General features: G+C 37.0%; 14 protein-coding genes and 4 tRNA genes. All 18 read right to left on the reverse strand.

The annotated features are described in order from the left end of the window. Positions 1 to 87: 87 nt before the first annotated feature. Positions 88 to 882: an MBL fold metallo-hydrolase gene (locus LZP85_RS19090; protein ID WP_025907896.1), complete on the reverse strand. Its 795-nt coding sequence runs from the start codon at positions 880 to 882 to the stop codon at positions 88 to 90. Positions 883 to 900: 18 nt separating this feature from the next. Further along, on the reverse strand, positions 901 to 1680 hold the full coding sequence (locus LZP85_RS19095; protein WP_025907895.1) for a two-component system regulatory protein YycI: 780 nt from the start codon (positions 1678 to 1680) through the stop codon (positions 901 to 903). Next, positions 1667 to 3031: a YycH family regulatory protein gene (locus tag LZP85_RS19100; RefSeq protein ID WP_076513583.1), complete on the reverse strand. Its 1365-nt coding sequence runs from the start codon at positions 3029 to 3031 to the stop codon at positions 1667 to 1669. The genes LZP85_RS19095 and LZP85_RS19100 overlap by 14 nt, the downstream gene beginning before the upstream one ends. Beyond that, positions 3022 to 4917 (reverse strand): cell wall metabolism sensor histidine kinase WalK, encoded by a 1896-nt coding sequence (walK, locus tag LZP85_RS19105; RefSeq protein WP_025907893.1) that lies wholly within the window; start codon positions 4915 to 4917, stop codon positions 3022 to 3024. Before walK ends, LZP85_RS19100 begins: the two co-directional genes overlap by 10 nt. A 9-nt stretch (positions 4918 to 4926) precedes the next feature. Next, the gene (gene yycF, locus LZP85_RS19110; protein ID WP_076513581.1) at positions 4927 to 5634 is read right to left on the reverse strand and encodes a response regulator YycF; all 708 of its coding nucleotides are present in this window, start codon (positions 5632 to 5634) and stop codon (positions 4927 to 4929) included. Positions 5635 to 5826: 192 nt separating this feature from the next. Then, a tRNA-Phe gene (locus LZP85_RS19115) sits at positions 5827 to 5899 on the reverse strand. Between the two features lie 9 nt (positions 5900 to 5908). Beyond that, positions 5909 to 5984 (reverse strand) — tRNA-Asp (locus LZP85_RS19120). A 25-nt stretch (positions 5985 to 6009) separates the two neighbouring features. Continuing rightward, a tRNA-Glu gene (locus LZP85_RS19125) sits at positions 6010 to 6081 on the reverse strand. 13 nt (positions 6082 to 6094) lie between these two features. Beyond that, positions 6095 to 6167 (reverse strand) — tRNA-Lys (locus tag LZP85_RS19130). Positions 6168 to 6313: 146 nt separating this feature from the next. Next, complete coding sequence (locus LZP85_RS19135) at positions 6314 to 7600, reverse strand: adenylosuccinate synthase (protein ID WP_119542887.1); 1287 nt, start codon at positions 7598 to 7600, stop codon at positions 6314 to 6316. 186 nt (positions 7601 to 7786) lie between these two features. Further along, positions 7787 to 9151 (reverse strand): replicative DNA helicase, encoded by a 1365-nt coding sequence (gene dnaB / locus LZP85_RS19140; protein ID WP_025907890.1) that lies wholly within the window; start codon positions 9149 to 9151, stop codon positions 7787 to 7789. A gap of 121 nt (positions 9152 to 9272) precedes the next feature. Then, on the reverse strand, positions 9273 to 9722 hold the full coding sequence (gene rplI, locus LZP85_RS19145) for a 50S ribosomal protein L9 (RefSeq protein WP_025907889.1): 450 nt from the start codon (positions 9720 to 9722) through the stop codon (positions 9273 to 9275). Further along, positions 9719 to 11692 carry a DHH family phosphoesterase gene (locus LZP85_RS19150; RefSeq protein WP_119542886.1) on the reverse strand — a complete coding sequence of 658 codons (1974 nt, stop codon included), beginning with the start codon at positions 11690 to 11692 and terminating at the stop codon, positions 9719 to 9721. Before LZP85_RS19150 ends, rplI begins: the two co-directional genes overlap by 4 nt. A 38-nt stretch (positions 11693 to 11730) precedes the next feature. Beyond that, positions 11731 to 12678: a YybS family protein gene (locus tag LZP85_RS19155; RefSeq protein ID WP_226639115.1), complete on the reverse strand. Its 948-nt coding sequence runs from the start codon at positions 12676 to 12678 to the stop codon at positions 11731 to 11733. A 135-nt stretch (positions 12679 to 12813) separates the two neighbouring features. Continuing rightward, positions 12814 to 13053 (reverse strand): 30S ribosomal protein S18, encoded by a 240-nt coding sequence (rpsR, locus tag LZP85_RS19160; RefSeq protein WP_013059913.1) that lies wholly within the window; start codon positions 13051 to 13053, stop codon positions 12814 to 12816. 61 nt (positions 13054 to 13114) lie between these two features. Continuing rightward, positions 13115 to 13615, reverse strand: coding sequence for a single-stranded DNA-binding protein (gene ssb, locus LZP85_RS19165; protein ID WP_025907886.1), 501 nt, complete (start codon positions 13613 to 13615; stop codon positions 13115 to 13117). A 44-nt stretch (positions 13616 to 13659) separates the two neighbouring features. Then, positions 13660 to 13947 carry a 30S ribosomal protein S6 gene (rpsF, locus tag LZP85_RS19170; RefSeq protein WP_025907885.1) on the reverse strand — a complete coding sequence of 96 codons (288 nt, stop codon included), beginning with the start codon at positions 13945 to 13947 and terminating at the stop codon, positions 13660 to 13662. 158 nt (positions 13948 to 14105) lie between these two features. Next, positions 14106 to 15206 (reverse strand): redox-regulated ATPase YchF, encoded by a 1101-nt coding sequence (gene ychF, locus LZP85_RS19175; protein WP_025907884.1) that lies wholly within the window; start codon positions 15204 to 15206, stop codon positions 14106 to 14108. Positions 15207 to 15277 lie beyond the last annotated feature (71 nt).

A 15277-nucleotide genomic window follows, 5' to 3' on the forward strand; every position in this document is an offset into this window, starting at 1 on the left:
CAAAACAGATGAACTATTACTTTTTTAGACACTCCTGCTTCTTTCTAACCATCTAAATGAAGTTATTTTTTGTTTTGTTTATGTAGACTATACATAAATAATCGATGTTGGTCTATTAGGGTCTGTATCATAAAGTTTTATCTGTTCTTTCACATCAATATCTTTTTCAGCTAAAACTTGTGAAACAGACATTCGCGCAATTTCTTTCATATTGTTATCTAGACTTAAATGAGCTAGATAAATTCTCTCTGTTTGATCACCAATAACGTCCGCCATTGCCAGTGCTGCATCCTCATTTGAAACATGTCCTACATCACTTAAAATACGACGCTTAACGCTCCAAGGATACCTTCCCATACGAAGCATCTCAACATCATGATTGCTTTCAAAAACAAAAGCCTGACTATTTTTAATAATGCCCTTCATGCGATCACTGACATAGCCTGTATCCGTAATTAACGTAAGTTTTTTATCTCCTTGATGAAAAACATAAAACATTGGCTCAGCAGCATCATGAGATACACCAAACGATTCAACATCGATACTTCCAAATGTTTTATTTTCACCAATTTCAAAATGAAACTGTTGGTCAGTTGATACTTGTCCAATTAACCCATCCATAGCTCTCCATGTTTTTGCATTTGCATAGATAGGCAATTTATATTTACGAGCTAGTACGCCTAACCCTTTAATATGATCACTATGTTCATGGGTTACCAATATTCCTGATAAGTTGTGAATATCTCGATCGATTTCTTGAAAAAGTGACTCCATTTTCTTACCACTTAAGCCTGCATCGACTAATAGCGATTGGTCTCCATCACTTACAAAAATCGCATTTCCAGTACTACCGCTAGCTAGCACGCTAAAATGCAAACTCATTTTTCTCACTCCAATATACTATTTCAAGCTTTTTTGGATGATTTGTCCTTCAAAAGCATTTACAAAATAGTCAACATCTTCATCTACGACAACGTGCCAAGTAGGCGCAAGAACCTGGGAGCTTGGCAGAGGTAAATCGAAGGTATAATAACCTAACTCTACTTTTGTTACCGTGCTTTTTTCGGTTAATTCTTCTTTCAAATACAGATTTTCAAGGACTTTAATTGGGGCAAGAACCTCTTGTTCATCATCTAAAGGCTCGATATTTTCCATAAACGTCTGCTCGTAAGAAGTAATTTCATTCTTATCATTCAAATGAGCAATGACAATGCCATTTTCGTTATCATAAATAACTTTATTTTTATACTGTTGGTAAAATGTAATCGTATTTTTATCTTCGTTAATTTTCCACAGCGTATATGCATTTCCGGAAAGAACATAGTCTTGTAAGAACTGATTTAACTTTGATGTTTTATTCTTTGCTGGAACAGGAATTGGTTTATCTAACGTACTTTCAATTGTTTTTTCATCAATTAATTTTGCTTTTTGTTTTTTAAGCTTCTTCAAGTCATTCTCACTAAACCTTTTACTGTTTGCATTTAATGAAGATGCTTTTTTTTCACTCTTAGGTAGCTCCGTATACGTTATTCCTTCTGCTGCTAATTGATCTTCAATGCTTGATTCAACAAATAACGAATACTGGTCTTGATCATGCTTTTTCATGAATTGATAAATTAAAAACAGATCTAAAACCAGAAACGTTACGATAAAAATCGATTTCGTTTTATTCCAATCCACCGTTTACGCCTCCTTCATCAGGTAACGTAACTCGGTACCACTTATTATTATAGTAGTAAAACCAAGAAGGAACCAATGTAACCGAGTTTGAATCATACTCTGTTTTATCCGTATCTTGCTGCTGATTATCCCCAATACCTTCCTCAAGCTGATATCCAATTGATATATCATTTAACAGAGAAGGATCAAAATCCTGATGCTTCTCAATCATTTCAATTACTTCTTGAGGAGACTGTAACTGTACTTTCATTTCAGGTAAGGATACTTGAACAAATCGATACAAAGGTCGACGATAATTTAAGACCTCAGCATTGCCCCATCTTTGATAGATTTCTGTCATGCCCTGATTGCTGTATACAGGGTGATTATCATGATAATACCGGTATGTAATCTCTTTTGTTACACGATTCCAACTATCAAAACGGTAATCTGGCTCTGTCCATCCGGCATGATCATTAACAAAGCTAAAGCTACGATTTAATAAATTTGCGTCATCATTTGATTCCGTATTCGAATTCACCAAGTTTACATACTCCATGACGTTTGTCCTGGTATTTACATTAATAACTTTGGTTCCTTCTGTATATAATTCTCTATATGCTAAGCTTTCTGTACGAGCATAACTTGGATTTGTAAACAGCGCATTTTGAAACTTACGAATATCTAAAGGTGCTTCATATGCATACAGTTTATGCATGTGAGAAGTCTGAGCTGGTATGAAGATATAGCGATTCTCATTCTTTTTATAAACCAGACAACGCTCTGCTGATGTTCCTGCATCCGCTAATTTCTGCACATCGTTCTTGACTACATTACTAATTTTCACCGCATACACTTTTTGTTGGCTATAGTTCACCAAATACATATTTACAGATAAATTAGGGGTCTTTTTTATCTTTATGACTACACGATCAAAATCTACCCTTGGCAATTTATCCGTCGTAAAGCTAAACATTTGCTGAAAGGTTTCAACTGGTATTAGGTCTGGATATACAATTTCCACAGAGTTATTATCATGGACATAATTTAAAAAGCCACTAGGCTCAATAGCACTCGAAACGTCTGTAATATCCCCTAATTTCCACGTTCTCATTTCTTGTAACCATGAGTCTATTCGCTTTTCTTCATGTGATAAATAGTGACTACCACTTTGGTGATAGAGTACCTTTGTAGGACGTATATAATCCTCTAGCTCACTCTTTCCACCTACCTCAGCTTCTTGAAGGTTTTGGGTTTCAGTATTTAAATCAGAAGGGGATTGATAGGACCATAAATTCCAAGTGAGGAATAAGCTTAAAACCACCAAAATAACTAGCACAATGGTTTTTATATTTTCATATCTCATTCCCATTCTTCATCATTCTCACTTTCAATTGGAAGTGTGAAGTAAATAGATGTCCCAACCCCTTCTTTACTTTCTGCCCATATTCGACCATCGTGAGCTTCAATAATTTCTTTTGCAATAGCCAAACCTAAACCTGTCCCTCCTAGTTTGCGAGTTCTTGCTTTATCCACACGATAAAAGCGTTCAAAGATTTTGGACAGATTTGATTTTGGTATTCCCATACCTTGGTCTTTAATACTTACCACAATTTCATGCGTGTGTTGTTCAATAGAAAATGTAATTGTTCCACCTTCTGGTGAATACTTAATTGCATTTGAAATAATATTGTCTAATACTTGTGTAATTTTATCTTGATCAACTGCTACATAGATGGCTTCATCTGGAAGCTCTCTAACAAACGTAATTCCTTGTTCAATAGTCATTTCAAAGCGATCAATGATGTAATGATAAAACTTTACAAAGTTAACCGGGTCTCGACTAAAGCGATAGTCTTCGCTATCTAACTTAGATAATTGTAACAAGTCATTGACTAATCGAATCATACGCTCTGTTTCTGTTTGGGTAACATGTAAAAAACTTGGTGCTATCTCTTTATCCTGCCATGCGCCTTCTGCTAAAGCGTCCAAATAGCTTCGCATTGTTGTCAATGGTGTTCTAAGCTCATGAGAGACGTTTGCTACAAACTCTCGGCGATCCTGATCAATTTTCTCCTGCTCTGTAATGTCGTGCAAGACGATAATGATTCCGTTGATAAAACCCGTTTCCTTTTGAATAGCTGAAACAGTTGCTCGTAAAATAAAAGGCTCTGTTTTCGTACTAAAATCAAGAATAAGTGAATCTTGATTAGCCAATAGGCTTTCGAATGTATGTGTTTCATCTAAACCTAAAAGCGTCACAATTGGCTCTGACAATACCGTTTCACGTGAAACGTTTAACATTGACGCAGCTGGGTCATTAATTAAGATTACTCTACCTTTTCGGTCAGTAGCAATAACGCCATCTGTCATATGAGCAAGTACGGAGCTGAGCTTACGTCGCTCTCCTTCAGTAGTAGCTTGTGCCTCTTGAAGCTTTCTTGTCAAATTGTTAAACGTTAAAGCAAGTTGCCCTATCTCGTCATAACCATAGACCTTTGCTTTTCTTGAAAAGTTTCCTTTAGCCATTTCTAATGCCTGCTTACGCATTTCAGACATTGGTCGCGTAATCGTCTGAGCCAGAAAAACACCTAAAAGGGCAGTAATAACTAACGATATAACCGTACCAGAAGCAAAGATACTATTAATTTTCCTCATTTGCTCATAGACCGGCTCCATCGTCGCAATTAAATAAACAGCACCTAGTATCTCTTGTTCTGACTGTAAGCTTTCTCGATTATTTGGATTTGTAGAAGCATTTCCTCCCACATCATCCTGCAGACGAATAGGAACCGTCAATACTCTAATTCTGTCACCGCTTTTACGATATACTTTATTAGAAGATGTTCCTGCTAAAAGGGCATTCGTAACGGCTAAGTCATTTATTTTTTTCCCTACTATTTGTTCAGGGTTTGGGTTTGATGTCCCTATAATACGTCGATTCGGATCGATAACGCGTACCTCTAATATGTCTTTAGAGGAAATCCCCTGCATAGAAGCAAAATCTCTCAATACTACTTCTAAATCTTCTTCTAACGTAGGGGAAGTATCATTACGTGTTTTTTCTAGCTCTTGTTCAATATTATAAGCAAGTAGACCTACACGTTCCGTTAATGAGTTTGTAAAGTTATTAACAAGTTCTTTTTCTAACTGACGTACAAAGTAGACACCAATAATTTGCATTGCAATTAAAATAAGCAATACATAAATTAGCACAAACTTCAAATGAATGGACTGAAAAAAACGGACTTTCTTCATAATATAGCGTTACTCCTGTTCTGGACTACGCAAATAATAACCTACCCCACGTCTTGTTACAATCCACATTGGATGGCTTGGGTTATCTTCAATTTTCTCACGCAATCTTCGAACCGTAACGTCAACTGTTCGAACATCACCAAAGTAGTCATATCCCCACACTGTCTGTAACAAATGCTCCCGCGTCATGACTTGTCCAATATGTTTCGCCAAGTAATGCAGCAATTCAAACTCACGATGTGTTAATTCAATTGTTTCTCCACGCTTTGAAACAATATAAGCATCTGGATGAATGACAAGTGCACCGATTGTTATCTCATTACTCTCTTCTTCTTCAACATTATTTGAAATCTGTTGATGTCTTCTTAAATTCGCTTTTACTCGCGCCAATAGCTCTCTCGTACTGAAAGGCTTTGTTACATAATCATCTGCACCTAGCTCAAGACCAAGCACTTTATCGATTTCAGAGTCTTTAGCTGTCAGCATAATAATTGGCATATCATACTTTTTTCGAACTTCTCGACAGACTTCCATGCCGTCCTTTTGTGGCAGCATAATATCTAACAGAATCATTTCTGGTTGTACTTCTTCAACTTTTTCAAGTGCTTCTACACCATCATAAGCACAAAATACTTCGTAACCTTCTTTTTGCAGATTAAATTTCAAAATATCTGCAATTGGTTTTTCGTCATCTACTACTAAAATACGTTTATCCATGATCATCGTTCTCCTTTTATCATTTCGAACAAAAATAGGAAAGTAAGTATTCATAATGTTTGAATACACTAATTGTATTATACTTCATAACATAGTAATCGTCACAAATTCATCCTCTACTATACAATAACCTCATTAATTTTCAACCATATACAAACAAAAAAGCATGACTTTTAAAAGTCATGCTTTTTATGGCTCGGGACGGAATCGAACCGCCGACACAAGGATTTTCAGTCCTTTGCTCTACCAACTGAGCTACCGAGCCATTATCAAATGGCGGTCCCGACGGGAATCGAACCCGCGATCTCCTGCGTGACAGGCAGGCATGTTAACCGCTACACCACGGGACCCTCAGCTTATAATATGTAATAAAAATGACCCGTACGGGATTCGAACCCGTGTTACCGCCGTGAAAGGGCGGTGTCTTAACCGCTTGACCAACGGGCCATAGTAACAAAAGTGAGCCATGAAGGACTCGAACCTTCGACCCTCTGATTAAAAGTCAGATGCTCTACCAACTGAGCTAATGGCTCATACTATGAATATCAGCGACATGTATAATAATAACATGATTTAAACACTGAATGCAATAGTTTTTTTAGAAAAATATTTTTAAAAAATGAATTCAATATAAAAAACCAACGTTTAAAAAACTAAACGTTGGTTTTTTTTAAAAGTATTAGCTATAAACTCCGCGTAATACGTTTGTTTGTTTGCGATCTGGTCCCACTGAGAAAATAGATAATGGAATACCAGTTAATTGTGAAACACGCTCTAAGTAATGACGTGCGTTCTCAGGTAATTCATCTAAAGATTTCACACCTGTGATATCTTCCGTCCAACCTGGAAGCTCTTCATAAACAGGCTCACATTTAGCTAAAACGTTTAAGCTAGCTGGGAATTCCTCAACAATTTTACCTTCATAGCGATATGCTACACAGATTTTCAATTTTTCAATTCCTGTTAAAACATCGATTGAGTTTAATGATAAATCTGTAATACCACTTACGCGACGTGCGTGACGAACAACTACGCTGTCAAACCAACCAACGCGACGTGGACGACCCGTTGTTGTTCCGTATTCACGACCTACTTCACGAATTTGATCACCAATTTCGTTTGTTAGTTCTGTTGGGAATGGACCGTCACCAACACGAGTTGTGTATGCTTTTGAAACACCTACTACGTGCTTGATTTTTGAAGGCCCTACACCTGAACCGATTGTTACACCACCAGCAACAGGGTTAGAAGATGTTACAAACGGATATGTTCCTTGATCGATATCTAACATAACACCTTGTGCACCTTCAAATAATACGCGACGACCTTCGTCTAGAGCATCATTTAATACAACGGATGTATCAACAACATATTTTGCTACCTGCTGACCATATTCGTAGTATTCATCTAAGATATCTTCTAATTTAAAGCCTTCTACTTCATACATTCTTTCAAGAAGACGATTTTTTTCAGCTAAGTTTTGTGTTAATTTTGCTTCAAACACTTCACGGTCTAATAAATCTGCAATACGGATACCTACACGTGCAGCTTTATCCATATATGCTGGACCAATTCCTTTTTTTGTTGTTCCAATTTTATTATCACCTTTACGCTCTTCTTCTACCTCATCTAATTTTAAGTGGTAAGGTAAAATAACATGCGCACGGTTACTAATACGTAAGTTATCTGTTGTTACATTACGATCGTGTAAATATTTTAATTCTTGAACAAGTGCTTTTGGATCTACAACCATACCATTTCCAATTACACAAATTTTATCATCGTAAAAAATCCCTGAAGGAATTAAATGTAATTTGTACGTTTCACCATTAAACTTAATCGTATGACCAGCATTGTTTCCACCTTGGTAACGTGCAATTACTTCTGCATTTTCTGATAGGAAGTCTGTAATCTTCCCTTTTCCTTCATCTCCCCATTGTGTTCCTACTACAACAACTGAAGACATATCTTAAGCACCTCCGCTTAGTAAGCAACAGCCTACTACGACATAATTTAACCGTAAATAAGTGTATCAATTTATTATAGTAAAGTCAATGTAAATCCGAACTATTTAATCTAAATCAAAGATAATATACTGCTTTTTACCGAACATATACTAATATAAACAAAAAAACCTCTCGGATTGAGAGGTTTATGCACCTGGTGGTACACCCGAATCATCAAAGCGTCTTTCTAAGTTTACGAACTTATTATATTCCTTCACAAAAGCTAATTGAACCGTTCCAACTGGACCGTTACGCTGCTTAGCAATAATGATTTCAATGATGTTCTGATTTTCAGTATCTTTCTCATAGTAGTCTTCACGATATAAAAAGGCTACAATATCGGCATCTTGTTCGATACTCCCTGATTCACGAATATCGGACATCATTGGCCTTTTATCTTGACGTTGCTCAACCCCACGGGAAAGCTGAGATAATGCAATAACAGGAACCTGAAGTTCACGTGCTAATGCTTTTAACGAGCGAGAGATCTCTGATACTTCTTGTTGACGATTCTCGCCGCTTCGACCGTTCCCTTGAATTAACTGTAGATAATCAATTAAAATCATTCCTAGACCGCCTTCTTGCTTCAGACGTCTACATTTTGAACGGATTTCTCCTACGCGTACACCTGGCGTATCATCTATATAAATACCAGCATTAGATAAAGAACCCATCGCCATGGTTAGCTTTCCCCAATCCTCTGATGTTAAGGATCCTGTTCTTAGTCTTTGTGCATCAATATTACCTTCAGCACAAAGCATCCTCATGACAAGCTGCTCCGCTCCCATCTCCAAACTGAAAATCGCTACATTTTCATCTGTCTTGGTTGCTACGTTTTGTGCGATATTCAATGCAAACGCTGTTTTACCTACTGATGGACGTGCAGCAACAATAATTAGGTCATTTCGCTGGAATCCAGCAGTCATATGATCTAAATCCGTAAATCCTGTTGGAATGCCTGTAATATCACCTTTACGATTGTGAAGAACTTCGATGTTGTCATAAGTTTGCACCAAAACATCTTTAATATTTTGAAACACGCCCGTATTTTTACGCTGTGCTACTTCTAAAATATTTTTTTCCGCTTCATTTAATAAGACTTCGACTTCATCTTCTCTCGCATAACCTTCTGAAGCAATATCAGTAGCCGTTCGAATAAGCCTGCGAAGAATAGATTTTTCCTCTACAATTTTCGCATAATATTCAATGTTAGCAGCTGTTGGTACGGAATTAGCTAAATCACTTAGATACGCCACTCCGCCTATTTCTTCTAAGATTTTTTGATTTGCTAAATCTGATGTAACCGTAACTAAGTCAACTGGTTCACCTTGATCTGAAAGTTTTAGCATACACGTAAAAATCTTTTGGTGAGCTGCTCGATAAAAGTCTTCTGGAATTAATAATTCAGACGCTAATGTTAAAGAAGATGGCTCTAGGAAAATTGCCCCTAATACCGCCTGCTCAGCTTCGATATTTTGAGGCGGTAGACGATCAGCAAAAAGATCATTCATAGTTTCTATGCCCCTCTATCGTTTTTTCGATTATCGCAAATGTTGGCGCGAAATTCTTCGCGCCAACGTTTGATTTATTCTTATTTTAACCCTACTATTTATAGACTAATCTCGCTTACCATTAGTTTTGTTCTGTTACATGAACCTTAACTGTAGCCGTTACTTCTGGGTGTAATTTCACAGGTACATTTGTATAGCCAAGCGCACGAATTGCATCATCTAGCTCAATTTTACGCTTATCAATTTTGATATTATGCTTTTTCTTTAGCTCTTCTGCAATTTGCTTGCTTGTAATAGAACCAAATAAACGGCCGCCTTCACCTGATTTAGCTTTTAATTCTACTGTCAAAGATTCGAGCGTGTTCTTTAGCTCTTTACAATTTTCTAGCTCTTGAGCAGCTTCTTTTTGCTCTTTTTTCTTTTGAGCATCTAATACTTTTACATTACCACCTGTTGCTTCAACAGCATATCCATTTTTCAATAAGAAGTTATGTGCATAACCATCGGCTACGTTTTTAACCTCTCCTTTTTTACCTTTTCCTTTTACATCTTTTAAGAAAATTACTTTCATGACTTTTTCCCTCCATCCAAGTATTCATCAATTGCTTGTTTTAGTAGCTCTTCTGCTTGATCTAACGTCATGTTTTGTAACTGAGTAGCTGCATTAGTTAAATGACCGCCGCCTTGCAAGCTTTCCATAATTACCTGAACGTTGATATCACCTAGCGAGCGAGCACTGATTCCAACAAGCTGATCTCTTCTTTTTGAAATAACAAATGAAGCGACAACTCCGCTAATCGATAATAACGTATCAGCAGCTTGTGCAATCAACACTTGATCATACGTTTCGGCTTCATCTGCTCTTGAGATAGCAATCCCTGCTTTATAAATTTCCGCATGCTCGATAAAACGAGCTCTTTGCACATATTGATTAATGTCTTCTTTAAGGAATTTTTGAACAAGGACTGTGTCAGCCCCTTGAGACCTTAAAAAGGACGCAGCATCAAACGTTCGAGAACCGGTTCTAAGCGTAAAACTTTTCGTATCTACAATAATCCCTGCCAATAAAGCAGTTGCTTCTAGCATATCAATTTTAAAACGCTTAGGCTGATATTCTAACAGCTCTGTCACTAGCTCTGCAGTAGAGGAAGCATATGGTTCCATATATACGAGTAAGGGATCTTCAATAAAGTCCTCACCTCGTCTGTGGTGATCAATGACCACAACGTTTTCAACCCGATTTAATAATCGTTCTTCAATTACAAGCGAAGGCTTATGAGTATCGACGACGACAAGTAGCGTATCGTCACTCACCAGATTAAGCGCCTCATCAGGGGTAATGAATCGTTCCCAAAGATCCGGATTTTTCTTAATCTCTTCTAGAAGCCTCTTTACACCAGTGTCAATATGTTGAGGATCTAAAACGATAAATCCATCTTTTTGATTTACTTGTGCTACTTTTAAAATACCAATCGCAGCGCCTATCGCATCCATATCTGGATATTTATGGCCCATAATAATAACCTGACCACTTTCCGTGATAAGCTCTTTTAAGGCATGAGAAATGACGCGTGCACGTACTCTCGTACGCTTTTCCATTGGATTTGTTTTACCACCATAAAACTTAACTTTACCATTTGGTTGCTTAATCGCTACCTGATCCCCACCACGTCCTAATGCTAAATCAAGGCTGGATTGGGCTAATGCACCTAATTCAGGTAATGGAGAGGTTCCAGTGCCGATTCCCACGCTTAGTGTAAGCGGTATATTCTGTTTGGATGTTTCTTCACGCACTTGATCTAAAATTGAAAACTTACTGCGTTCAAGATGAAGTAACGTTTGCTCATTCATGATTGCAATAAACTTCTCAGAAGATGTACGCTTGATAAAGATACCATATTCTTGAGCCCAATGATTAAGCAGAGAAGTAACTTGGCTATTCAAGTTACTTTTCACTTGGTCATCCATTCCTTGTGTAAGCTCATCATAGTTATCTAAGAAAATAATACCAATGCTGGTTCTCTCATCAGCATACAATTTTTCGATTTCAATCTGCTCTGTAACATCGAAAAAGTAAAGTAGACGTTCTTCTCTTTTGATAATTACTTTAAATTTTCTTTCATGCAAAGTGACTACTTCTGTCTCAACTTCTTGTTTAATTAACGGAACAACACTTTCGGCTACATCATATAAAGAACGTCCTACTAATGAATCCTCATCGAAACAAGAAGCTAAGAAAGGGTTAGTCCATTGAATTTGATATTCATCATTAAACAACATAATCCCAATAGGCATCTCCATCAATGCCTCTTCTCCCACCTTTTTTACTCGGTGAGAAATCATTGAGATATATTTTTCAAGCTCGTCTACTAACATTCGCTCCATTTTAATAAATAGCAGCAAGGTGATAAGTAAAAGAACAAATCCCCCTACCCCAATCATCCAGTTATGATATGTCACTACTCCTACTAAAATAAGAGCAATACTGTACAGTAAATAAAATGGATAACGAATGATATTTTTCTTTGTAAAGACAGGCATCTGTTTCAGCTCCTAATCTTTAAGTTCCACATTAACTTTTATTTATCGACATTCCCGATACGCTTGCGTAAATTAAATCCTAAATCAATTATACCTAAGATACGTACAAATTGAAGGAGAATCGGCAGAATAAATGCCAAAATTGTTACAACCACTGGAATTGCTTTCGAATAACCTTTTTGATATGAAAAGTAAAAGATAAAAGAAAATCCTTGTAACATGACTAACATTTGCAAGGCCATCGCTAAATTTAAGATGGCGATAAACATAAATGATCCCTCTTCAAAATTAAATGAAGGAAATGATAAAATTAATACAATTAAATAGTACCAAATTACACTTTTAGGTAATTGCAGTTCACGAAATGGTGGAAATGATTCAATATCATGCTTCAAACGCTTTAATACAGATGCAGCGATTAACTGAGAAAAGAAGGCACAAACAACCCCCAACATGACAATAAACAGTGGAAGTAAATATTTAAAAGTTGTAATGGTTTGTTCCAACTGTTGAATCTGTTCATCTGTAACGGTTTGTCCTAAACTTTTCATCATATCAACGCTTTGATCAATTGACTGATTCAACGCATTGTTCATTTCACTAATTAAGTTAACATTCATAAGCAAACTTGATAGCACAAACATTAGCAAAAATGCAAGGCTAAAAGCAATGGTTCCACCTAACAATACGCTGTATCGCGCTTTTTTCTGTTGATACAAGTAGCCAATTACAATACCGCTTATACCAAAAACCATTGTTGCTGGTAATGTTACAACTGTCCCAAATAATAATGTTAACAATAAAGATACAATAAAAAACAGAATAGATCTTTTTACACCATGTCTAACTGTATAAACAATAAACGGTACAGCAAGAGCAAGAGTTAAAAACCCACCAATAACCGGTATGTATAGGAGAAACAACAACAGCGCTACAAAAAGGGCTAAAAGTGCTGCTCCTTCGGTAATATAACGAATCCCTTTCACAACTTCACCTCGTATTGTATAAACTATTACTTATTGTATCGATTCAATACAAGAGAAGCAACTATTTCACCAGTTTATCTATTTAGATGTAAAAAGAGACAGCAAGGAAGTCCTCACTGTCTCTTTTTATATTCATTATTCACCTGAAACATATGGTAATAATGCCATTTGACGAGCGCGTTTGATAGCGATCGTTAATTTACGTTGGTATTTAGCGCTTGTTCCAGTTACACGACGAGGTAAAATTTTACCACGCTCTGAAACGAATTTTTTAAGCATATCTACATCTTTGTAGTCGATGTGAGTGATGCCGTTTGCTGTGAAGAAACAAACTTTACGACGTCTGTTACGTCCACCTTTACGTCCACCTGCCATTGAAATACGCCTCCTTCCCTTTTAAACTCTATCCGATTGTATACTTCGCACTTATCACTTTTTAGAATGGTAAGTCATCATCAGAGATGTCGATTGTTTCACCATTATTTGCAAATGGATCATTATCAACGCGAGTATAACCTTGATTACCTGAGTTACGGTTCTGATTATCTCCAAATGGAGAGCCTTGTCCAGATCCACCAGTGTTAGCAAAGTTATTGCGTTGCATATCCCCGCCACCACTTTTTGGTTCTAAGAATTGCACACTTTCTGCCACAACCTCTGTTACATAAACTCGACGACCGTCTTGTCCTTCATAACTACGAGATTGCAAACGTCCATCAACACCAGCTAAACTACCTTTTTTCAAAAAGTTTGCTACATTTTCAGCAGGACGACGCCATACGACACAGTTAATAAAGTCTGCCTCACGTTCACCCTGTTGATTTGTAAATGCGCGGTTTACTGCTAGCGTGAATGTTGCAACTGCAGCTCCATTGGGGGTATAACGTAATTCAGGATCTTTCGTCAAGCGTCCTACGAGAATTACGCGATTCATCATCAGAACCACTCCTTAAGGAAAAAACTATTTATTTAAACGAAAAATTAAGCTTCTTGTTTAACAACGATATGACGGATAATGTCTTCGTTGATCTTAGCAAGACGATCAAACTCAGAAACTGCTTCTGAAGTCGCTGCCACGTCAAGAATCATGTAGTAACCATCGCGGAAATCGTTGATTTCATAAGCTAAACGACGTTTACCCCATTCTTTAACGTTTGCAACTTCTGCACCATTGTCAGTTAAAACACCGTTAAAGCGTTCAACTAATGCTTTTTTTGCTTCGTCATCAATGTTTGGACGGATGATGTACATTACTTCATACTTTCTCATCACTGTCACCTCCTTTTGGTCTAACGGCCCTAAACGGGCAAGGAGCAATAATTATATTACTCACAATTTAAAATTATATCATGTGAACTTTCGAAACGCAATGATATTAAAAGAGTTTCATTCAAAAGAAAAAAAGCACGGCCTAGAGCCGTACTTTTTTATACGTTAAATCTAAAGTGCATAACATCGCCATCTTTAACGATGTATTCTTTTCCTTCAAGACGAACTTTTCCCGCTTCACGTGCAGCTCCCATTGTTCCAGCTGCTAGTAAATCCTCATAAGATACTGTTTCAGCACGGATGAACCCACGCTCAAAGTCTGTATGAATGATACCAGCACATTCAGGTGCCTTCATGCCTGTTTTGAATGTCCATGCGCGTACTTCTTGCTCACCAGCTGTGAAGTATGTTGCAAGGCCTAATAAATCATAAGTGGCACGAATTAATTGGTCTAAACCTGATTGCTCAATTCCAAGCTCTTCAAGGAACATTTCCTTTTCTTCACCTTCAAGCTCAACAATTTCAGATTCAATACGAGCACAAACTACAATTACTTCTGCGCCTTCTTCTTTCGCGTATTCACGTACTTTCGCTACATATTGATTTGATGATGCATCCGCTACCTCATCTTCTGATACGTTCGCTACATACAGAATTGGTTTAATTGTTAAAAGGTGTAGCTGCTTAGCAAGCTTTAATTGCTCATCAGTAAATGAAACAGAGCGAGCAGGTTGTCCAGCTTCAAAAGCTTCTTTTAACTTTTCTAAGATTTCATACTCATACATCGCTTCTTTATCTTTTTGCTTTGCCATCTTTTGAACGCGACCAATTCGCTTGTCCACCGTTTCTAAATCAGCTAGAATTAACTCTAAATTAATTGTCTCAATATCTGAAATAGGATCTACTTTCCCTGAAACGTGAGTAATATTCTCGTCTTCAAAACAACGTACTACGTGACAAATCGCATCTACTTCACGAATGTGAGATAAAAATTTATTTCCTAATCCTTCGCCTTTACTCGCACCTTTTACAATTCCGGCAATATCTGTAAATTCAAATGCTGTTGGAACTGTCTTTTTAGGTTTTACAAGCTCAGTAAGTTTATCTAAACGCTCGTCAGGAACTTCTACAATCCCAACGTTCGGATCAATTGTACAGAAAGGGTAGTTAGCAGATTCTGCTCCCGCTTGTGTAATTGCATTAAATAAAGTTGATTTTCCAACGTTCGGAAGACCAACAATTCCAGCTGTTAAAGCCATATGATTATTCACTCCTCTTTTATATAACCGAAAACCAGTTAACCTTTCACAATTATAGTAATTCACATTTG

The sequence above is a fragment of the Priestia flexa genome (genome assembly GCF_021441905.1).
Taxonomy (GTDB): Bacteria; Bacillota; Bacilli; order Bacillales; family Bacillaceae_H; genus Priestia; species Priestia flexa.